The sequence below is a fragment of the Paenibacillus amylolyticus genome, assembly GCF_001570725.1.
GTDB classification, from domain to species: Bacteria; Bacillota; Bacilli; order Paenibacillales; family Paenibacillaceae; genus Paenibacillus; species Paenibacillus amylolyticus_A.
This window is the reverse complement of sequence record NZ_BCNV01000005.1, coordinates 288670-310330: the sequence shown is the minus strand read 5'-3', so window position 1 is coordinate 310330 and position 21661 is coordinate 288670. Positions and strand designations below refer to the sequence as shown.

The 21661-nt window shown below is 45.3% G+C and carries 20 protein-coding genes; 10 read left to right on the top strand and 10 right to left on the bottom strand.

Translation table 11 applies throughout. The features are described from left to right. Positions 1-10: 10 nt before the first annotated feature. Genes nirD through cobA form a run of 3 tightly spaced genes read left to right on the top strand, consistent with a single transcriptional unit; the run spans position 11 to position 2014 of the window. Positions 11-328 (top strand): nitrite reductase small subunit NirD, encoded by a 318-nt coding sequence (gene nirD, locus PAHA3_RS21375; protein ID WP_062836709.1) that lies wholly within the window; start codon positions 11-13, stop codon positions 326-328. A gap of 37 nt (positions 329-365) precedes the next feature. After that, a complete protein-coding gene (locus PAHA3_RS21370; RefSeq protein ID WP_062836708.1) occupies positions 366-1247 on the top strand; it encodes a formate/nitrite transporter family protein in 882 nt (293 codons plus the stop codon). Then, entirely contained in the window at positions 1244-2014 is a 771-nt protein-coding gene (gene cobA, locus PAHA3_RS21365) for a uroporphyrinogen-III C-methyltransferase (protein WP_062836707.1), read from the top strand. Before PAHA3_RS21370 ends, cobA begins: the two co-directional genes overlap by 4 nt. Before the next feature lie 8 nt (positions 2015-2022). Here the strand turns inward: cobA and PAHA3_RS21360 are convergent, their stop codons facing one another. Next, positions 2023-2661 (bottom strand): TetR/AcrR family transcriptional regulator, encoded by a 639-nt coding sequence (locus PAHA3_RS21360; RefSeq protein WP_062836706.1) that lies wholly within the window; start codon positions 2659-2661, stop codon positions 2023-2025. 196 nt (positions 2662-2857) lie between these two features. Between PAHA3_RS21360 and PAHA3_RS21355 the strand changes: the two genes are divergently transcribed. After that, entirely contained in the window at positions 2858-3625 is a 768-nt protein-coding gene (locus PAHA3_RS21355) for an SDR family NAD(P)-dependent oxidoreductase (RefSeq protein WP_062836705.1), read from the top strand. 597 nt (positions 3626-4222) lie between these two features. On the opposite strand, the gene PAHA3_RS21350 is transcribed toward PAHA3_RS21355, so the two are convergent. The 3 genes from PAHA3_RS21350 to PAHA3_RS21340 all read right to left on the bottom strand — a co-directional run bounded on the left by PAHA3_RS21350 (position 4223) and on the right by PAHA3_RS21340 (position 6704). Continuing rightward, on the bottom strand, positions 4223-4534 hold the full coding sequence (locus PAHA3_RS21350; protein ID WP_062837095.1) for a hypothetical protein: 312 nt from the start codon (positions 4532-4534) through the stop codon (positions 4223-4225). Between the two features lie 143 nt (positions 4535-4677). Continuing rightward, the gene (locus PAHA3_RS21345) at positions 4678-6027 is read right to left on the bottom strand and encodes a sensor histidine kinase (protein ID WP_062836704.1); all 1350 of its coding nucleotides are present in this window, start codon (positions 6025-6027) and stop codon (positions 4678-4680) included. Further along, entirely contained in the window at positions 6027-6704 is a 678-nt protein-coding gene (locus tag PAHA3_RS21340; RefSeq protein WP_036612327.1) for a response regulator transcription factor, read from the bottom strand. Before PAHA3_RS21340 ends, PAHA3_RS21345 begins: the two co-directional genes overlap by 1 nt. Positions 6705-6959: 255 nt before the next feature. On the opposite strand from PAHA3_RS21340, the gene PAHA3_RS21335 reads away from it, so the two are divergent. Genes PAHA3_RS21335 through PAHA3_RS21325 form a run of 3 tightly spaced genes read left to right on the top strand, consistent with a single transcriptional unit; the run spans position 6960 to position 10803 of the window. Beyond that, positions 6960-7778 (top strand): polyphosphate polymerase domain-containing protein, encoded by an 819-nt coding sequence (locus PAHA3_RS21335; RefSeq protein ID WP_062836703.1) that lies wholly within the window; start codon positions 6960-6962, stop codon positions 7776-7778. Then, the gene (locus PAHA3_RS21330) at positions 7771-8451 is read left to right on the top strand and encodes a DUF4956 domain-containing protein (protein WP_062836702.1); all 681 of its coding nucleotides are present in this window, start codon (positions 7771-7773) and stop codon (positions 8449-8451) included. Before PAHA3_RS21335 ends, PAHA3_RS21330 begins: the two co-directional genes overlap by 8 nt. 27 nt (positions 8452-8478) lie before the next feature. Further along, on the top strand, positions 8479-10803 hold the full coding sequence (locus PAHA3_RS21325; protein ID WP_062836701.1) for a carbohydrate-binding domain-containing protein: 2325 nt from the start codon (positions 8479-8481) through the stop codon (positions 10801-10803). A 111-nt stretch (positions 10804-10914) separates the two neighbouring features. On the opposite strand, the gene PAHA3_RS21320 is transcribed toward PAHA3_RS21325, so the two are convergent. The 4 genes from PAHA3_RS21320 to PAHA3_RS21305 form a co-directional block, all read right to left on the bottom strand. Beyond that, positions 10915-12324: an MDR family MFS transporter gene (locus tag PAHA3_RS21320; RefSeq protein ID WP_062836700.1), complete on the bottom strand. Its 1410-nt coding sequence runs from the start codon at positions 12322-12324 to the stop codon at positions 10915-10917. 154 nt (positions 12325-12478) lie between these two features. Continuing rightward, positions 12479-12943 (bottom strand): MarR family transcriptional regulator, encoded by a 465-nt coding sequence (locus PAHA3_RS21315; protein WP_062837094.1) that lies wholly within the window; start codon positions 12941-12943, stop codon positions 12479-12481. 104 nt (positions 12944-13047) lie between these two features. Continuing rightward, positions 13048-13626 carry a class I SAM-dependent methyltransferase gene (locus PAHA3_RS21310; protein ID WP_062836699.1) on the bottom strand — a complete coding sequence of 193 codons (579 nt, stop codon included), beginning with the start codon at positions 13624-13626 and terminating at the stop codon, positions 13048-13050. Between the two features lie 26 nt (positions 13627-13652). After that, a complete protein-coding gene (locus PAHA3_RS21305; RefSeq protein ID WP_062836698.1) occupies positions 13653-14324 on the bottom strand; it encodes an FHA domain-containing protein in 672 nt (223 codons plus the stop codon). 413 nt (positions 14325-14737) lie between these two features. On the opposite strand from PAHA3_RS21305, the gene PAHA3_RS30580 reads away from it, so the two are divergent. The 3 genes from PAHA3_RS30580 (at position 14738) to PAHA3_RS21295 (ending at position 17026) form a co-directional block, all read left to right on the top strand. Next, on the top strand, positions 14738-14893 hold the full coding sequence (locus tag PAHA3_RS30580) for a hypothetical protein (RefSeq protein ID WP_167350922.1): 156 nt from the start codon (positions 14738-14740) through the stop codon (positions 14891-14893). A 1029-nt stretch (positions 14894-15922) separates the two neighbouring features. After that, complete coding sequence (locus tag PAHA3_RS21300; RefSeq protein WP_062836697.1) at positions 15923-16543, top strand: hypothetical protein; 621 nt, start codon at positions 15923-15925, stop codon at positions 16541-16543. A 90-nt stretch (positions 16544-16633) separates the two neighbouring features. Next, the gene (locus tag PAHA3_RS21295; protein WP_062836696.1) at positions 16634-17026 is read left to right on the top strand and encodes a hypothetical protein; all 393 of its coding nucleotides are present in this window, start codon (positions 16634-16636) and stop codon (positions 17024-17026) included. Positions 17027-17540: 514 nt separating this feature from the next. On the opposite strand, the gene PAHA3_RS21290 is transcribed toward PAHA3_RS21295, so the two are convergent. Together PAHA3_RS21290 and PAHA3_RS21285 are read right to left on the bottom strand one after the other, a co-directional pair. After that, positions 17541-20129: a DUF2339 domain-containing protein gene (locus tag PAHA3_RS21290; protein WP_062836695.1), complete on the bottom strand. Its 2589-nt coding sequence runs from the start codon at positions 20127-20129 to the stop codon at positions 17541-17543. Between the two features lie 190 nt (positions 20130-20319). After that, the gene (locus tag PAHA3_RS21285; protein WP_371327946.1) at positions 20320-21363 is read right to left on the bottom strand and encodes an LCP family protein; all 1044 of its coding nucleotides are present in this window, start codon (positions 21361-21363) and stop codon (positions 20320-20322) included. Positions 21364-21661: the final 298 nt, after the last annotated feature.

The window sequence follows — 21661 nt, the reverse complement described above, 5'->3', positions numbered from 1 at the left end:
AGGAACAGCGATGAACAAATTTCGGATTGGACACGTTGCGGATATTGATGAAAAGGGAGCACGGACCTTCCTTGTACAGGATACCGAAATTGCAGTCTTCAAGCTGAGCGACGGAAGTCTGCACGCCGTCGAGAATCGCTGCCCTCACAAGGGCGGAAAACTGTCGGAGGGCATGGTATGCGGGACAGCCGTCCATTGTCCTTTGCATGATTGGAAGATTGATCTGCGTAACGGCAAGGTACAGGAGCCGGATGAAGGCTGCTTGAATACCTACAAAACCGAAGTGGATGGCAACAGCGGAGAAATTTACATCACGATTGCGGGTTAAATGCTAGAGATACCCTGACATCAAGGAGGCGTGCGCTATGGATTTTGTTAAACCTGCAGAAGTGCTGCAATCGATGGTCGAAGCTGGTGAGAGCAAAGCCAGAATGAACCGGGTACAGATGCTGATCCGCGGTTTTCTGGCAGGGGCTATTCTCGCCTTTGCAACCACAATGGCATATACCGCTGTATCTCAAACTTCCGTTGGTTTGGCAGGTGCACTGATATTCCCGGCTGGATTCGTCATCATTATTCTGCTGGGTCTCGAATTGGTGACAGGAAACTTTGCGATGCTTCCACTCGCAGTGTTGAAACGTAGAATTACATGGATGGATATGCTCCGGAATTATTTCTGGGTGATCACAGGTCATCTGATCGGATGTGTATTCTATGCCCTATTATACGGACTGACCATTACGAAGATGGGTACGGATATGAGCAACCCTCTGATTCAAACGCTGATCCAGACCAGTGAAACCAAAACATTGGGATATCAGCATCTGGACGGAGCAGGTATTGTTCTGGTCATCATCAAAGCCATTCTATGTAACTGGATGGTCACACTCGGTGCAGTGATGGCAATGACGTCCACTTCTACACTGGGTAAAATCGTAGCGATGTGGCTGCCTATTACGATATTCTTCGCCCAAGGTTTTGAACATGCTGTGGTGAACATGTTCGTCATCCCGGCAGGTATGATGCTCGGTGCACAGGTTAGCGTCGCTGACTGGTGGCTGTGGAATCAGATCCCCGTATTGGTGGGCAACCTCATTGGCGGAGCTGTATTTACAGGCCTCGGTCTGTATGCCGCTCACCACTGGGGAAATCCAGTGAAGCTCTCGTCCAAACTGGCAACGATTCAGGGTGGTCGTTCAGGATTGGCAAGTTCCGATGTCGCACCCAAATTGGGGACACGATCATGAGCCGGGGCCTGGTTAGTATTGTTGGCGCTGGGCCTGGAGATCCGGATCTGATTACGGTAAAAGCCCTGAAACGTATTCAGTCCGCAGATGTCATTATGTATGATCGGCTTGTGAATGATCAATTGCTCGCTGAGGCTCCTGAAGGAGCACTCCGCATCTATTGCGGCAAGGCTCCTGGCCTTCACTCCATGAGTCAGGAGATGATTGGACGAATACTTGCTGCGCATGCAACAGAAGGCAAACAAGTCGTACGACTCAAGGGTGGCGATCCGTTCATCTTTGGTCGTGGTGGTGAAGAAGCGCTTGTGCTGGCGGAAGCAGGGATTGCATTTGAAATCATTCCCGGCATCACTTCAGCTGTAGGCACGTCCGCTTCCTCCCTTATTCCGTTAACCCATCGCGGGGTTGCTTCATCCTTCGCATGTGTCACGGGAACCGGCAGTGACGGAAGTGTATCTTCGGTGCGCTGGGACCTACTCGCTCATAGTGTGGATACACTGGTCATCTACATGGGTATTAGCCAACTTCCTCAGATTCAACATGAATTGCTTCACCATGGCAAAAGTGGAAGCACACCCGCAGCTTTAATCGAACGGGGAACCACTTCGGAGGAACGGATTATTACTGGCACACTTGCCGAACTCCACTCCCTCGCCAAGTCGCATCAAGTGAATAATCCGGCATTAATTATGGTCGGAGAGTCGGTCCTGGTCCGCGAGCAGCTACTTCAGATGCAACAGGCCGCTAATGCCTCCATGACCGGGTAATTCGACCTTTAATCCAACAGCATACGCTCGTGAATAGTCCGGCCCTTCTGCCCTGGTTCAATCAGCAGACGGGTCGGTTTGATGTTAATCAGTGCCGTAAGCTGTTCCCCCATATAATGCGCAGAATACTTGAATCCAATCTCCGCCCAATGCATAATCACGCCTACCGTAGCAGAGACCAGATAACTTAACATGATGTCGTAATTAATGGTTTGCTCGCTATCTTCGGTCACCAATACAAAATCCTCGGTTAAATACGTTCTAAACATATTACACAGCCGTGAGCTCATATCTGAATGCATCGTGATTAATGCACGGAAAATATCCTGATGGGCCTCAATATATTCGAATACAGGCATCGTGGATGGCAGTAATGCAGTCATGTCCACTTCTTTGAGCTGTGCATACGGTTCTGCGTAAGCTTGCCCCACTCCCTGCATGAAATCATCCAGAATGAACTGCAACAACTCCGGTTTGCCGGGAAAATGTAAATAGAAGGTTCCCCGGTTGTAATCTGCCCGTTCCGTAATATCCCTGATTGTGAGGGCATCTGCTCCCTTTTCTAATATCAAAGAAACCGCCGCAGCGATGATGGCATCCTGCGTTCTTCGTGCTCTCCGGTCCTGAGGATGTTCAATGATCAACATTTTCGCCTCCTTTGTTCATTATTGTAAACTAAATGAACACCGCTTACATCTCTGTCCGATAGCTGACATATGCGCTGTCAATGATTATTGTCACATAGCTATGTATATCTTAACATTGAGACAGGAAAGATAGACGACAGGTTGAAACTTTTTTTTAAGAAATGCCTGCCAATACAGAATAAGGAGCGAGTATATCATGAGTACATCGTATACACATACAGCCGTTATTACAGGAGCAGCCGGAGGCATTGGTAAAGAATTGGCACGCCGCCTCGCAGAGCGCAAAATCAATCTGGTTTTGGTGGATCTGAATGAAGAAGCCATCCAGCAAACGATCACCGATCTGAACCTCGACAAAGAGCATGTCATTGCTGTAAAAGCAAACGTATCTCAGGAAGCAGACGTGAAAAACTATGTGCAAAAAGCACTGGATGCATTTGGCCGAATCGATTATTTTGCCAACAACGCCGGGATTGAAGGTCCAACAGGACTGATCGAAGACCTGAGTGTTGAAGCACTGGATACGGTCTATAACGTCAACATTCGTGGCGTATTCCTGGGTCTGCAAAATGTCATTCCGGTGATGAAAAAACAAAAATCCGGTGCGATTCTAAACACCTCTTCCCTTGCGGGTCTGATGGGCGCACCTGCCGTATCTCCATATATTATGTCCAAACATGCCGTGGTTGGTCTCACACGTACCGCTGCGAATGAACTGGCACCTTACAATATCCGGGTTAACGCTATATTGCCAGGCACAATTAATACCCGTATGATGCGTCAGATCGAAGCAAACTCCGGTAACGTGGAAGATTACCAGTCTGCTACGGTATCTGCCATTCCAATGGGCCGTTACGGTGAACCGGAAGAAGTTGCTGCGGTAATGAACTTCCTGTTGTCCGAAGAAGCATCCTATGTCACAGCATCCCTCTACACCGTAGATGGCGGCATGATGGGTCAATAAGAAGCCGTACACTGTAGGATTGATAGGCATTACCTAAAAAATCTTACCTTACAGCGATGTCCAATAGGGATGACTGTAGGGCAAACAGATGAGTGATGCGATGAGGTTGTCCGATAGGTCGGCACTCTTAGAGCCGTACTCATAGCGAGACTCGACAAATGATCCGATATAGTGGCCCAGTACGATAGAACTCAATTTCTATCCTTAGTAGCGTTAAACCAACAGGTGACCTGTAGGCATGCCAGGTCGCTACAATCTAAAAAAGGCCTCAACACCACAGTATTGTGGAGTTGAGGTCTTTTTGACAGTACAACACTTACCATGCAGAAGGCTGCATATGTGAAATTCACTTTAGAAACAGCCATCTAACACCTCGTTGTACCCTGTGATTACTCTAACGAACCTAGGGCACCTTATATCGACTAAAAGAGCTTATTTCCCAAACTAACGAATCTCAGACACGCTAATTCCGCAAAAATGCTGCAATTGCACCGAAAATCCCGAGAATAACGTGTCTGAGATTCGTTACATTCCCATACGAGCGAGAAATACCTGAATAACGGCTGTCAGGTTCGTTAGATTTTGCCTACGCTTAACTTAATCGACGTATCCCGCGTGACCCTTGTCCATCAAGTAGTCCATCTCAGCATCCAAAATGCTTTCCACGGTCAACTCATCGAGTTTCACATCTTTACGACTAAGGATATAGTCCGCCAGATCATCGCCGTCAATATCCACATCGTTGCCTTTGGCATTTTCATGCACCTTGTTGATGTACGCTTGCTCATGCTTCAGCACAAGAGCGATGTTCGCCTGACTTGCCTTCGTTTTATCTGCAATATACTGCATCATTTCTTGTTCATTAATTGCGTTTGCTTCTGCCACGTTCAGTTCATCTCCTTGATTCATACATACTGTTGCCATTGTAGCATAGGTTAACCCATTACAGGCAGAACTTATGCCTGAAGAACAATTATAGAGTGGGAGGGAAGGTTAGTGTGGAGCCGAAACGTAGGTAGCATTTTTTCATAAGCTGGCTCATCACTCCACCCCTAAGACAACCGCACGTAAAATGTAGCGCCCTCTCCGACCACGCTTCGAGCATACACCTCTCCTTTGTGCTGATCCACGATGGAACGAGCAATCGCGAGACCCAGACCATGCCCACCATGCTTGCGGGCTCTTGAAGAATCGGTACGATAGAATCGATCGAAGATCCGATCCAGATGTTCCGGCGCAATGCCGTCACCTGTATTGGACACCGCCAGCATAACATCATTATTCTGTCTCTGGAGCGTAACGTTTACGGACCCTTTGGGACCCGAATACTTCACAGCATTATCGAGCAGGATCAGAATGACCTGTTTGATCTGTTCACTGTTCCCATGAACCGTAAGATTCGGCTCAATGTTGTAATCGAGAGAAATATTTTTCTCAAAAATAACGGCTTCCATCGGCAAAATAATACTCTCTACCGCATCACTCATATTAAACTTCGCATGAATCATCGTGGAGCGTGAGTCGTCCATCTGTGTCAGGTAGAGCAGATCATTCGTAAGTCCCGTCATGCGCTCGGTTTCCGACTTGATATAGTGCAGCCACTTCGCCTGGTTCGCTATCGTATCCTCCTGATTGGCCAGAAGTACGTCAGCATTCGTATTAATGATCGCCAGAGGTGTCTTCAGCTCATGAGAAGCATCTCCGATGAATTGTTTTTGCTTCTCAAACGCTTCTCTGACTGGCGCAATGGAGCGATTGGCAAAATAACGGCTCAAGAAGTAGATCACAATCAGCATGACCAATCCGACAACTGCAAAGGTATAGATTAGATTCGTAAGAATACCTTGTTGCGCCGTCACATCAATAAATACGATCATATGCCCATCACCGCTCGGGTCAACCACATAGGCCCAGTCCGTTCCATCTAGCGCAAATTGCCCCGTCTGCCGTTCTGAATCACCAACTTTATTCTGGTCAACCTTTTGCAACGCCTCGGTGTAGAACGTATCTTCCATATCGAATCGGGAATGCGTATCCGTAATCTTCCACTGGTCATCCGTCTTGATCATAAACGAAACGGAACGTGCCGGAGGTGAGTTGGGATCCCCTCCCGGTCCTCCATTATTACCACCCATGGCATCGGAGGGCATCGACTCTGAACCTGTATTTGAACTTGAACCTGTACCGGAGCCTGTCCCCATCCCCCCATCGTCCCCGCGCGGCATCTTCGATGAATTATAAGGACTGTGGTAGAAATCAGATACCTTGTACAACTCCATATTGGTCTCACGTTGCACATTCTGGTACGTAATCGTATAGATCGTCGCAAATGCCACCAACATCATAATGGAGATGGACACCAGATTCACGATCAGGAACCGATTTCGAAGTTTCTTGAACATCAGGAAGTCACCTCAAGTACATACCCCACACCCCGAATCGTGTTAATGCGGACGGCAGAGTTCAGGAAGGTTAATTTTTTGCGTAAAAAAGAGATGTACACCTCAACATTGTTATACTCCACTTCCGAATCAAATCCCCATAACTTCTCAATAATCTGCTCTTTGGAGGTAATCGCCTGTTTGCGGGCAATCAACAGCTCCAGCAGTTCATTCTCCTTCAGATTTAGCTTGATCTCCTTACCCTGAACGCTTAGCTTCAACTGGGTTGTATTCAGCTCAATGTCGCCAAACTTCAGTCCATCCTCGGGAACCACTTCGCCCTTCCGTCGTAAGGCTGCTCGAATCCGTGCCAGCAATTCTTCTGTGGCGAAGGGCTTGGCGATATAATCATCGGCGCCATAATCGAGGCCTGTGACTTTGTCCGATAGTTCACCTTTCGCAGTAAGCAGAATGACAGGCGTATGATTTCCTTCACTGCGGAGTTTCTTCAGGACAGTGATCCCGTCCATCTCCGGCATCATGATGTCGAGTAGTAACAGGTCGTAGATGCCGCTCTGCGCATAATCCAGTCCTGATCTGCCGTCGTGGACCATATCCACGGAGTAATTGTTTTTTTTCAAAATCTGCGATACAGCCTCTGCCAAATGAACCTCATCTTCCGCAATTAATATTCTCATGCTCTATTCATTCCTCTGCTTGAAATATTCGTCTTCATTAAAACTCTTTATGATATCACCTATTCTACCAATTAAACCTTGAATCAATCTTAATTCATTTTGTGCATGTGAACTATTATAGGAAGGTAAAAAAATGTTAACGCAATGTAAAACCATTTAAGATTCATTCAAGGTTGGGGCTCTAAGATACAGACATGGAAGCAATACACGATGCAACAAAACATACAACCCACCAACGAAAGGAATGAGTCCCACATGGCTATTGAAGTATTCAACCGATATGAGAGCAAGTACCTTCTGACGGATGAGCAGTACGCACATTTCTACAACGACCTGCTGAAATACATGGAGCTGGATGCCTACAACAAGAAACATGAGTATTACTCCATCAGCAACCTGTACTTCGACACTCCACAGGATTCCCTGATCCGCGCCAGTCTCTCCAAACCGAAATACAAGGAGAAGCTGAGACTGCGAGCTTATGGAATCCCTGAAGAGAATGCCAAAGTGTATCTGGAGATCAAAAAGAAAGTATTCGGCCTGGTGAACAAACGCAGAACCGCCTTGAAGCTGGATGAAGCCTACGAATTCGTTCGTTCGGGACAGGCGCCGGAGCTGGCGGATTATATGAATAAGCAGGTTGTCGAAGAGATCAAATATTTCCTTAGATTATACGATCTTGAACCAAAAGTGTATCTGGCGTATGAACGCAAAGCGCTCTTCGACAAGAACAGCCGGGATCTTCGCATTACCTTTGACACCAATATTCGCAGCCGCAGATACGATCTGAAGCTGGAACAGGGAGATTACGGTGAACCGCTGGTGAAGGACGGTCGATGGCTGATGGAAGTAAAAGCCGAGAAAACTGTTCCGCTGTGGCTGTCGCAACTGCTCTGTGAGCATGGTCTCTACCGCACCGGATTCTCCAAATACGGCAACGAGTACAGACATCTGGTGAGAACAACGAACCTGAATTACCAGACGGAGCGCATTCTTGTGCCAGGTACCGACTATAACCCATCCATAGAACAAGATAAAACGATTATAGAAAGAGAGCGTGTCCTATATGCTTGATTCACTGTTCAGTTCAGCCCTAACCGATACCAACCTGACGTTTAACAACGCAGTCATCACCATTGGTCTTGCCATCATTCTGGGATTGGTCATCAGCCTTACCTACATGAAGACTAACCAAAGCACATACTCCCAGAGCTTCACCTTAACGATGGTCGTCCTGCCCGTCATAGTCGCCATCATCATCCTGCTCATCGGCAGCAACATCGCACGAGCTTTCAGCTTGGCAGGTGCCTTCTCGATCATCCGATTCCGAAGCGCCCCTGGTGATCCAAAAGACATTGCTTACGTATTGTTCACGATGGCTTCCGGTCTTGCCTGCGGTGTAGGTGCTTTTGGATACGCGGTGCTGTTCACCATTATCCTGTGTGTACTGATGTTTGTTCTGAGTCGCTTCAACTTCGGCGGCAAGAAAAGTCAGCTGAAAACGCTGAAAGTCACCATTCCCGAGAACTTGAGCTATGAAGAAGCCCTTAATGAAGTGTTCCATAAATTCAACGTACCTTTTGATCTAAAAAAAATCAGAACCACTGAACTCGGCAGTCTGTATGAGCTGGTCTACAGTGTAACCATTCACGAAAGTGTTAGCCAAAAGGAATTCCTCGATGCGATCCGTACACGGAACGGCAACCTGGATATCTCGTTAACCATGAGTCCAACAACGGAATATTAATTTTTAATTTGAAGGGAACGATCTAATATGAAGAAGAACATGATAACAGGTAGCAAACTTTGGTCCATCGCCATGATTACCAGCCTACTCGCAGCATGCAGTTCACCAGCAACCACAAGCACAACGGCCAATGCCGCAACATCAACGACAGGAACAACCAAAACGGTATCCGTCAGCGAGCAAACTTCTGTAAAATACGCGAATCTGGTCTCTCTGGACGCTGACGATACCAATATTAGCTGGAGTGAGGCAGATTCCACAGCGATTAAGCTGAACGGAACAACGGCAACGGTGACCGGTTCGGGCGCCAAAGCAGCGAATGGTTCTGTAACCATTTCGGAAGCAGGCACTTATGTACTTAGCGGTGAGCTAACGGATGGACAGATCGTGGTTAACGTTGCCGATAAGGGTACCGTACATCTCGTATTAAACGGAGCTACCATCCATGATAATGATAGTGCAGCGATCTATATTCAGAAAGCCGGTAAAGCGGTAATTACACTCGAAAAAGGAACCAAGAATACCGTTTCCGATGGTAAAACGTATGTATACGCCGACGCTACGACAGACGAGCCGGATGCTGCAATCTTCAGCAAAGCGGATCTTACATTCAACGGTGCAGGTCAATTGACCGTTACAGGTAACTATAATGAAGGTATTACGAGCAAGGATGATCTGAAGATCATTAGCGGTAGCATCAGCGTCAAAGCAGCCGATGATGGGATCAAAGGTAAGGATATGGTCGCCATTCAAGCGGGCACCATTACCATTGAAGCCGAAGGCGACGGTATTAAATCAACCAATGACACAGATACCACCAAAGGCTTCGTTGCCATCGCAGGAGGTACCTTCGATATCCAAAGTGGTAACGACGGTATTCAAGCCGAAACCGCACTCGTTACGGATGGCGGCACATACAACATTGTAACTGCCGGCGGCAGCGCCAATGCACCAGCCAAAGTAGAAGAAGGTCCGTTTGGCGGCGGTGGCGGTGGATGGGGTGGCGGAACACCTCCAACCGATATGGGCACACCACCGGATGGCGAACCTCCTGCAGATATGCCGGAGATGTCTACTAACAGCGGTACGAATGCAGGTGCTAATACAAACGGCGCAGCAGCATCCAACTCTGCCAACACAACAACAACAACAACAACAACAACAACAACAGATAACAATGCTGATGCGGACACAGCAACAACAGCAACCGAGTCCACAAGTGCCAAAGCACTCAAAGCAGGCACAGATCTTACGATTAATGGTGGTACGTATACCATTGATTCCATGGATGATTCCCTGCACAGCAACAATAACGTGACAGTCAATGACGGAACATTCAACATTGAATCCGGTGATGACGGCATCCATGCTGATCAGGCCCTGACGATCAACGGCGGAACGATCACGATTGCGAAGAGCTATGAAGGACTTGAAGGTGCAATCATCACCCTGAACGATGGGGATGTAGATGTAACGGCATCCGATGATGGCGTAAATGCTGCAGGTGGCGAGACGGAAACAGCTGCGAATACAGCGGCAAGTACAGATAGCACTACTACAGCAACCGATGTAGAAACGACATCCAACATCTCTGTAACCGAAACAACAGGCACAACATCGACTACTGATCAGGCATCCCAAGGTACAGCTACTAATCAGCAAGGACGTGGACCTGGCGGTATGGGTGGTGCAGCAGCAAGCAATAACGAGTTCCACATTAACGGCGGCTCCCTCACGGTGAACGCAGGTGGTGACGGACTGGATTCCAATGGTTCCATCAATATGACTGGCGGAACAGTTATTGTGAACGGACCGACGGATAACGGTAACGGAGCATTGGATTATGACGGTACATTTGAAATCAGCGGTGGATACCTCGTGGCTGCCGGAAGCTCTGGTATGGCACAAGGAACATCCGATGCGTCTACGCAAAATACCATTGTAATGACATTCCCTGCAACGCAAAAAGCTGGAACACTTGTACATGTACAAGACAACGAAGGCAACAACATTCTGACCTTTGCTCCGGCAAAAGATTATCAAACTGTGGTTGTCAGCTCCCCGGATCTGAAAAAAGATGGCTCCTATGTGATCTACTCCGGTGGTACGTCTACAGGTAAAGCCGTGGATGGACTATACACAGACGGTACCTATAGTGGCGGAACTCAAGTAGTTGCATTCCAATCGACTAGTAATGTGACTTGGGTGAATGAATCTGGTGTAACCACAGCCAATACAGGTATGGGCGGTCCTGGTGGCGGCGGTGGACAAGGTGGATTCGGAGGCGGCAGAAACAGATCGCAATCCGGTACAACATCCGGCAGCACAGGCACTACCGATTCTGCAAAATAATCATGATTTGTAGTTAAGTGTATAATTAGAAGCACTAGGTCCCGAAATCACGATAACAGTGAATTCGGGACCTAGTGCTTTCATTTTTTCAGGAAGAACAGGAGTAACTGTTCATGCGTTCCTTTTATTTGTAAGATACAAACTAGGGATTAGAATAATTACAAGAATAACGCTGGATAATAGAAATCCGGCATGGTACCCCTTCAACTCATTTATGACCGTTGGTTGCAACCCTTGTATGACCGTTGCAACAACCGTCGCGATAATAGCTGAGCCAAAGCTTGAACCAAGATTCTCAATCATATTAATGCCCACACTCGCTTCAGGGAGCTGTGTGCTATCAAGCCCAGTGTATGCTTCGCTTGTTAACGGCAGACTGATCCCTCCAATACTCGCACCACGAATGAACAATATAACGGAAATCCAGATCATACTTGTTTTATCAGAGATGAAAATAAGCGGAATTGAACCAATGAGAGAAAGAAACAAACTGACGATCACTACATATTTGGGTCCAATTTTATCAATCATTTTTCCAAGTAAAGGCCGAGTAACAAGCATCCCAACCCCTTGGGGGATAAGTGCAACTGCTGTTTCAATCGCCGTAAAATGGCGAAAGTTTTGAAAGAATAGCGGGAGGATTAACATCGGGCCCATAAGAGCAATATTTGCCATAAACAAGCCGGCACTTGAAGCAGCAAAACTTTTATAAGTAAACAAACTCATGGGCAAGACCGTCTGATTCTTGCGAATGAGATTATAAGCCATATATATGACAGCCAAACCCACACCAATACCCACCCATAAGATCGTTTCATTATTGTTAAACGTAGCATGTTCCGCAGCTCTCGTTATCCCGTAGATTAAAGCACCGCTCATGGAAGACAAATTAATAATGCCAAACAGATCAAGCTTATTCTCTTTGTTGAAAGGTTCAAAGTCAGGAATTGTTTTCATCATTACTGGCGCAGCGATCAACACGATGAACACGTTAATGAAGAAAATCCATTGCCAGGATGCCCCCTGAACGATGAATCCTCCAAGGACTGGACCCAGAATAGGGCCGAAGATCATAGGCGTACTTACGATGGCCATCACTTTTCCCAAGTGATCTTTCCCTGCCGTTTTCACCAAGAGGGTAAACATGAGGGTCGTAATCACCCCTGCGCTGAACCCTTGAAGTAAACGAAAGAAGATAAAACTCGAAATGTTCCAGCTAACACCTACTAAAATAGAAATCACTCCAAATAGGATAACAGCACCAATGAAAATCTTCTTGCTATTAAACTTGTTCATAAGCCAACCGGAGATGGGAACTGCCATGGCAAGAGCCAGAACATATCCTGTAATGGCCCATTGAATAATATTTAAGGTTGTATTGAAATCATGTGTTAATTGATCTATGGCAATATTCACCATGGTAGAGTCAAGCATAGGTGCAATGGCTCCAAGAGCTATAGCCCAGGCTGCCATGAGCACCTCTTTGGGTAATTCAGTGGTTTTGACGTTTTCTTTAGTCATATGTGTCTCCTCTTTGTATTATTGTTTCCTTTTCAACAAAAAATGTAACTCTTTTTTGTTTCCTTGTCAATAATAATTATTCAAATAAAAAAGCAACCTACCCTCGATTAGAGTAGGTTGCTTTTTGTATTACCCTTCCATTACACACATTTATCTAAATGTCCAAACCCTGTTTCTTTATCTCTACGTCCAAATGTTTGCTGTATTTCTCCATAAACCTGAGCATTCCATCTAATTGCGCTTCGGTTACCTGCTCAAACACAGCCTGATCCCTCTTTTGAAATTCTTGGTGAAGTTCCTCGTGAATACCGAATACAACAGTCCCTTTCTCGGTCAGTCTGAAATAGACTTCTTTCTTGTTCTCCGGCTTCTGGTAGACTTCGATCAATTTTTTTTCGATAAGTTTCTTCGTCAATTTACTTATGGCACCCTTGGTCATATACAGCGACTCTGCAAGCTTTGTCACATTGGGATCGATATTCTTTCCGATATATTCAATGCAATGAACTTCGGAAGACTTATAACCACGAAGACTGGCTTCCATCTTCGACTTGTTAATCCAGACCAGTTTATTAAATAATTCTCTGAAATGATCAGTCACTTGTTCTTGTTTATTCATAGCTATATACACCCCACGTGAGTTATAACATGCATTGAACGAAAGCAGAAACATGAGGGTCTCATTCCTCCGGTTTCTCCTGTCTCCAATCATAAGCTTCTTCATCAAAAAGCATACACATACACCTTGGTACGCAGGGCATCCCGGCATGTTATAGTGCGTAGCGGTTCCTTGCCCGGCAGGGCAAAACAGACGCTAATCACCTTGGCACCCGGCGGAAGCTCCCGACTGAACTTGTCCAGAAGTCGGGTCATCGCTCCCGGAAACAGATAACAGATCACACAATCTGCATGTTCATAGGAACTGGTGTAGATATCCCCGCGCATGAAGCGCAGCCTGCCCTTGAGGGAGTGCTGTTTCCCCTTGGCTCGACGTAAGCGAACACTGAGATAGGCAATCAGTTGGGAAGACCATAAAGGTATGATAGAATTCTCAATCCCGGTCAGCCTTTTGCCAGGGCAATGCCTTACAACATCCAGCCCCAATGTCCCCCATCCGGAGCCGGCTTCCAGCACATCCCCGTACCCTGGAATACGGTTCACCTCTTGAATGACCACTTGTCTGACACGACTGGATGTGGGCATCGGGGAGATCCCGTTTTTCCAACTGACGAGTACGATGGATATGACACATATCAATGTCACCACGGCAATCAGCCATGGAATTAGATGAACGATGAACATAGCATCATCCCTTTGTTATCACGCATTCATTCGGGCACATGAGACTTCATGTATACCCCTTTTTTGTACACAGACTTGATCGTAAAATGTACACCCAGCTTGCGATTCGTCCGATAGATCAGCGAGTTAATCTCGTCGATCCCTACCGCTTCACTCTCCAGCATGCTCCGCTCCGGCCACACCTGAGCCACAATTTGTTCCCTTGTCACAAAGTGGTCCAGTTGACTATACAGCAGCTTGAACAGCTGATATTCCTTCTTGGACAGCGGAATCTCCACTTCACCGATCTGTACGGTTTGCAGGTGATCCTGTAAACGCACACCCTCACCCAGCAGATCCGACACACGATATTCCCTCGTCTCTCCAAGATCACCTTCCGCGCGAAGCTGGATCAGGCCATTGACCAACGTCAGGCTGTCTCCCTCGCCAAACGGATATTTCTCATAAGGAACGAGGCGCTGCCCGTTCAGTTCGGTTCCATTTTTGCTATCCAGATCCTCGATCCATAGCTGTTGCTGTACATCATAATGAATGCGGCAATGCCGCTTCGATATCATCTGATTATAGACAGACAAGTCCAATTCACTACCGCCTGTATAACGTCCCACCGTAATGGAGCGACCCTGGCTTACATAAGCGAATGAGCCGTCACTTTCCTGTCCTGGCGTACGAATGACGATTTTTGCCGTCTCCCGCATGTTATTCTCCCACCTTCAACGATCACTCGATCTCTATAAGAGGTTGTCAAAAAGCCCGCTTTTGATTACAACGGATGCCTAACGGCATCATCAGCATCGAATATGGAATTCAGCCGAAATGTCCGTTGCTCACGTAGGTTTGCCTACGCTCCGCTACTCCATTTCTAGCTTCATCCCATCTTCTCGGTACTGAAAACCGGTCTTTTTGAACACGTACTATAAACATATCTTCAACAATAATGATAAGATCATCAGATTTGTTCCATTGTTTGCCCCGCTATAGTTCAATATAGTGGTATACATGAACGATTTATGTTCGGTTCTACTCACTCTACTATACCAGACGTTGTGCTTTTTTTCTCATGACGACCGGATGTCTACTTTAGCTCATTCAACAAGAGAGGTACCTTCTAATGAACAAAAAAAACATTTTCATATACGTGCTACTCGCCTTCGCCCTGTCCATGACATTAACCGTGCTCTCCCGTATGAATGATGATGGCGGACAATCACTGAAAGGCACATCGGCTACCGAAACCTCATGGTTACAAATGAAGATCCAACCCTAAGTCTACTCTATTATAACGTGATCTCCGCGCAAAACGTTTCACGAATGTCATATTAGGCTAAGCCATAGACAGGTTACGCCAATCAACTTTCAATTCCTTTGTGGGATAAAAATTAACAAGATCCCTGATTACGGATTCACGGCAGTCGGGAGCTTTATTGGATTGAAAAACAATGCCGACAGTATAATGATTGCATGATTTCATTCATAAACTGCCCAGCAAGTTGATGGATTACGAAACAATAGATTAGAGCTTCCTGAAATGATAAAAAAACCTTGTCTCGTGAAATTAGAGCAGGTCGTTTTTGTCCTTAAATATATGATTGGCAGTAGCCAAAGCTACTGTTATTCGTAGTATAAGTGGTTGTTGTGTTAGTAGTAATACATTAGATGAACCCAAAGTCAAACATGAAAGGTAATATAAGTATAGTTCATACTTATTAGAGAGATATCCTTGTAATACTTTCACTTGATTCTCTGTAGCAAATCCTCTGAGAATTTCGAATAATGCGCAAGGATCATGGAAACCCTCTTATGTCTAATTAATACTTTGATTACTTCAATTTTTATTCGAAGGCAGTTTGTACAGAGCAAGATAATACATATAGTGAACATACAGACTACATTCTAAGCTTCTTCTAGTATCACAAATAATTCATTACAGAGGAGAATCCTGTCAAGGTTTTTATATTTTCCAGAACTTGTAATAAGCGCCTCCAATATGATAATAGATATCTATTATCACATCCGTGCTAAATAATAATGTAAAAATCCTAAGCGATAAGTCCTTTTAATAAGGATATTCCCAAGCCGAAGTATGGGATACTCAGAGCTAACTGGACTTATATTAATTCTCGTAAATTGTTACTAAAGTTGCTTTAAAATATAGAGTTGAAATTGTAAGGAATAACATTAATAAAATTACGTATAAATAGTTTCATATGGTATTTTTTTCTTATAATCCCATTATAAAAATGTATTATCTTAAATTGCAAGTCAAATAACGAGAAATATTAGGAGGAAATGTACTTTGAAAGAGATATTCAAGAAATTTTTATTATCACTCTCTGCTGTGGCGATTGTGAGCACAACCGTAATCACCAGTACATACGCGATGGAGGAGCAAAGCAAAGTTGCAACAGATAACACTACTGAAATCAATATTGAATCTCCAGTTGTTTATGAAGATGAACTTGAACAAAGAATCGACAGAGCTTACATTGCATATTATAAAGAATTAAGAAAACAAGAAGATGAAGTTACAACACAAAGTTCACTTGTAAGGAAACTTGTTGAATTAATTTTTAAAAGACCTGCATATGCTACTAAAGTTACTGCAACACCTAAAAACATATCTACTAATCTAACAATGCACGCCATGCAAGAAGCACTAGCAGACGGAATAACATCGCTCATGGTAGATAATGTATTATCAGGAAAGCCATCTGGGATGTGGGCTATTGCACATTTTGATGATATTAGAGAAGGAAAAGGATTATCTCGTATTGCAGTTGATCCAAATAATAAAGTTGTAGTAATCCTAGCGAGAGATTCAAATACAATTTTGACAATCTATAAAGATTCCGGTAATTCTATTATAAATCGTTCTGACGATACTAAATGGCGCTCATCGAATTGGAAATTTAGATAACAAATTAAGTTGAACTTACTAGGACAAGAGTGTATCTACAACTTCATCTTGTTCTAGTAAGGAAATAAAAAATCCTAAAAGAGGTGACTAATGGCTAAATTATTTGAAGTCGATGAGACGAGTAATTTCATCGAAATTTCGTTCCTTTATTCTATACCTGGTGAACATGAAGGTAGTGCCTTTAATCTTAAGTACTATAGAAATAATAAATTGGTAAGAGAGCAGAGAGTCGGTTGGACAAATTTAATTTTAAAATCCCTTTTAAAACAGTTATCTGATTTTCCAAATGTTATGGATAATGATTCCTTTGAACATTTCGAAAAACACTTTGAATTTCAATGGATAAAGGAATACAATACCAATGATTATATGTTAATTCTGAGTGATGTTGGCCATCTTCATGCAATTAAAGTTTCAAGCGATGCACTTAATCATTTTGGCAAGCAGCTTAGTAAAGAGTTAGAAGATGCACCTCAAAGTTAAATGAATATAGTAGATAATAGAACTATATACATTGAACTAAAGAATATTTACACTGTACACTTCGATGACAGAACAACCTTCCAGTCGCTGTTATCCCTAGATTTTTTTGATTCTTTTTATGAAGAGTAAATCCGGGGATAAAGGCGCACGCCTCGTATTTTCAGATTCTTTCTCCCCTCTTAGTTTTGTGTAAATGTTTAGTTCAATTTATATAGTTAATTGAACTTCTTTATCTTAAAGATAAATTCTATAAAACTGAACACGTTGAGAATGTTGTAACTAAAACTTCTACCGTTTAGACTATTATATTGAGGATAAAACAACAAACACCTTTCAATTCGTCGATCAAATTCAATAGTATGGTTGAAAAATATGGGGGCCTCTGGGTTTGTCGCACTTCCGGAGCCCTTCCATAATCTCAACCGAATACATACAACGGCAAAAACACAGGTTCAAACCACCCTTCTGGGTGTGATACTTTGTAGATTCATCACGGGCTAAAAGTAGATTCAAATCAATCCATTTTTTCCTCAGGCACAGTCGGTTCAGCGTCAGGCTTCTCTGTCTCTCTGGACTGTATTTCCTCCATCCGGCTGGACACCTTCTGATACAAGTAAGAGATCCCCAGCAATAACACACCGAAGCTGAAGTAGGCAAATATTTTGCTGCCCGAGGTAAGCATCCCCACATCATAGAACACCATCTTACCCGTAGCGAACAACGTTAGACCCAGGCCCAGACGCCGAATCATGACATATTTTCTACGGAATCCATAGGCAATATAGAGAATCGCCAGCAGCAGATAGATCAGGCTGAACATCAGCCCCACATCACCCCAATGGAACTGGATCGTCAGGAATACGGTGATGACCCCTAGCAGATATACCCCTGCGATAACCGGGTACCATTCAATGCTCTTGAACTGCCCGCGGATGCCTGCAATCAGCAGATCCCTTCCTGCAAAGAATACCCCTACGTTAAAGATGATCAGCACCAGCAAACCAACAATCTCTGCCGCTGTATGCTGCTGAACTTCCGGCTGAAGCGCTGGCATGGTTAAGGTGACAGCCAGTGCAATACAGCAACCAATGGCATGCAGGAAGGTGATATACACCTGTACGTATCGATCGTGCAGCAGCTTCACCTTGCTCAGTCCATAGGCCAATGCAATGGTGAGCGCTGCGAACATGAGCAACTTGTAGAACATGTAGAACAGGAACGTCCCATCGACAGCTCTGGTATACAATTCATTCGACTCATACAGCACGTATAACCACACATTCGCAAGTGTCACATACTTGAATCCGTTCAGGAAACCCAGCTCCAGCGCGCTGTAATTGAATCTCTCTCTGGAAGATGAGCTGCCGTGAACTGCCCAGGCATAATACAGTGTAATAAGCACAGTCCCCAGCGTAATGCTGGTGTATTTTAACATAAAGTAAGAACGTTCCCCGATGAAGAATAGCGTCAGCAGGTCGTAGTACATGAAAGTGATTAAGCATAGAAGCACGATGCCCCAACCTGCACGTTCCACCGATTTGAGCCTTCTCAGATGTCCGAGCGTAACTAGCAGAACCCCTTCAATCAGCCAGCCCATCGATAACCACTTGGCCCCGAACTGGAACGGGATAATCAGAATGGCGAACGTCAGGGAAGTGACATAAAAGAGCAGAGTCGTCTGTTTCTCCTGAGCCATATTGCGCTGGACGAATCGTGCGAGGCCTAGATACACCACGCAGAAGATCAAGGCCAGCAAGCCTTGAGCATCATTCCAATCCGCCACATCAAATAACACGTATAACATCAGACAGCTAATGCTCGTATTCATAGCGAGTAGAGCGAAATCCCACCAGGTTAACTTCATCCGGTGTTTGAATGGATATGCCAGCGTAATGCCCAGATATAATGCAAACGGTACTATGGAATACAACATGCCAATCTTCTCACTTGGCGACAGCCATAATAGGATGAGCATGGATGGTGTGTTGAACAGGAAACTGATATAGTGCACCACCGGCCACCGTTTGCCAAACGAAATGAAAACAATAATGCCGTTTAAGAGCAGCAGATAGATCATAGCTACATAGACAGCAGTGCCCTCAAGCCCGAACGAGAACATGTAGGAGAATAACGGAAGATACCCGCCCACCAAACCTAGTGAACAGATGGTCTTCGACTGGTATCTCAAGGACAACAATACGGAGATTGCCGATACCAATACAGACAAGCCAAGTCCCGTATATAACCCGATAATATGCAGTAAGAAGTAACTATAGAAGATGGAGCCGAACAACACGGATATCCCGCCGCCGAGCAGCCCCATCGCAAACGTCTGCCTTTTGCGGCGGAAAAGCCACTCTCCTCCGGCGAGCATCAGTGCACCGAGCAGGAAAAAGGCTCCGCTCTTCATCTCGTCATTAAACCAGGTCGAGTACGAGTAACGGAACGCTGCTCCAACCCCCAGAATGAGGAGCAGGATGGCAACCTTGTTGATCCAGCTGAGTCCAATCTTCATCTCCATGCGATTCTGCTTAATCCGGCGTTGAATGGTCTCTTCGCTCAACCCTTCCTCCGCCATGTGCTCATATCCACGTTCCATGTGCCCACGCAGAGCCTCTTCTCTCTCCCGGACGGCTCGTCTGTGCGTTTCAATGCGCTCATTTACCTCTGCCGCAAGGTAAGCAATCCTCTCCTTCACCTCGTGAGAATCCTCTTGCAACTCCTGTGCGGCCTGGTTGTATAGCGCGTTTAGATTGGACTTGGTTCGATGTTCATGGAATGCAATTCGATCATTATGTACCGCTGTTTTCCCTTGAAAATAGGTCTCCATCTTCTCCCGGGATACCCGGATCAGATTCAGCTTCTCGTCCAGCATCTGTTCGGATAACGCCATGCGAAGACGTGCATTCTCTTCTTCCATCTTGCGCGAGCGAAGTTCAAGCTGTTGCAGCTTGAGCTTGTGGGCTTCGTACTGTTCCTGCAATTGTTCATTCTTAACGATCAGGTCATCGGACTCGTATTCCTGGAGCAGGGCGTTATACTCCTTCGCCAGTTGCTTCTGCTGCTCCTGAACCTGCCCAAGCCGTTCCTTAAACTCCTTCATGAGTTTCCTCCGTTGGTTGATGTTTAATCTTTTCCCTATATTTTACTATATGTATGCCATAAAAAGAGGTTTAAACATCAGATATATCCGTACAATATTTCATCCAAAGGATTTCAAACGCAAAAAAGCCGGGAAGCAACCGCTTCGCCGGACTTTTATTCATATGAGCATTCTGCATAAGAATGGATGCTTATGCTGCATCTGGTGTATCTGCCTGATCCGCTGACTCGGGTTCAATAATCTCGGTCGCATCCGGGTCCAGCCAACTGGCGATCATACCACGTACATATTGCAGATCGTCCTCCGACAGATCGTAGAACCATACGCCACTGCGCGTCGCGCCTTCCCCCTTCAGCATGTAGTTGCTGATCGTGGGTGTACTGTCTTTCATATATAAGGACTCGGCAAACTTCACGATGAAGTCCGAAGTCATGTTGGTTGTAAAATTCGATCCGGCAATCTGAATCACATCCGGGATTTTGGTCAGATTTTTGACCTCCAGCGCACGATTCATGAAGGCACTTAAGAAAATCCGATGACGCATCGTCCGATTGAAATCGGAATCTTCGCGGTAACGCACATAACCAAGCGCTTCTTCGCCGCTATAGATCGGTTTGTTCGCTTCAACGAACAGCTTCTCATGCGCTTTTGATTTGTTCTCGATGTTCTTCTTGATCGGCAGTTCAACGCCGCCCACCGCATCAACAATATCCTTGAGCCCGTTAAAATTAATCGCGGCATAGAAATCCACTTTGTTCTCCAGCAGATTCTCCACCGTATCCATCGCCATCTTGGCTTCACCGTGGGCATAAGCTGAATTGATCTTCGACTTCACATCCCGGCCGACAATCTCGGTATAGGAATCACGTGGAATAGACAGCAGCAGCACTTTATTGTCTTCTGGACGCACGACGGAATAGATGATGGTATCCGAACGGCTTGGTTCGTTATCGCGTTGGTCAATACCAAGCAACAACAGTGAGAATGGGTCCGTATGTTCTACAACAGGGGCATCCTTATCGCCAGCTGTTTTAAAGGAGTCATCCAAGGCTTCCTTCACCGTACCTGAGGCGAACATGTTAAAGGCAAACACGACGAGTTGCTTTTGATAGATAAATCCGAGTCCTCCCAACACAAGCAGCACACTTAGGGTGATGATCAATGGCTTCTTCCATTTCTTCTTCGGTTTCTTCGGCTTCCGTCTTGTTAAATGTGCGGCACTGTTTTCCATCATATCTCCTTTAATAACGGGTTCTTAGAATCATTTAACTATATTAATAACACGTTTTCAATAGATTGCGTTATAATCTGCATTACAAATGCATGTTCAAAAAGTCTGATTTTCAGTACCGAGAAGATGGAATGAAGCTAGAAATGGAGTAGCGGAGCGTAGGGAAAACTACGTGAGCAACTACAATGTTTCCGAAGGAAACATACTTCGTAAGCCCCTACTTATTTCGGCTGAATTTCATATTCGATGCTGATGATGCCGCCAGGCATCATTCGTAATCAAAAGTGGACTTTTTGAACTA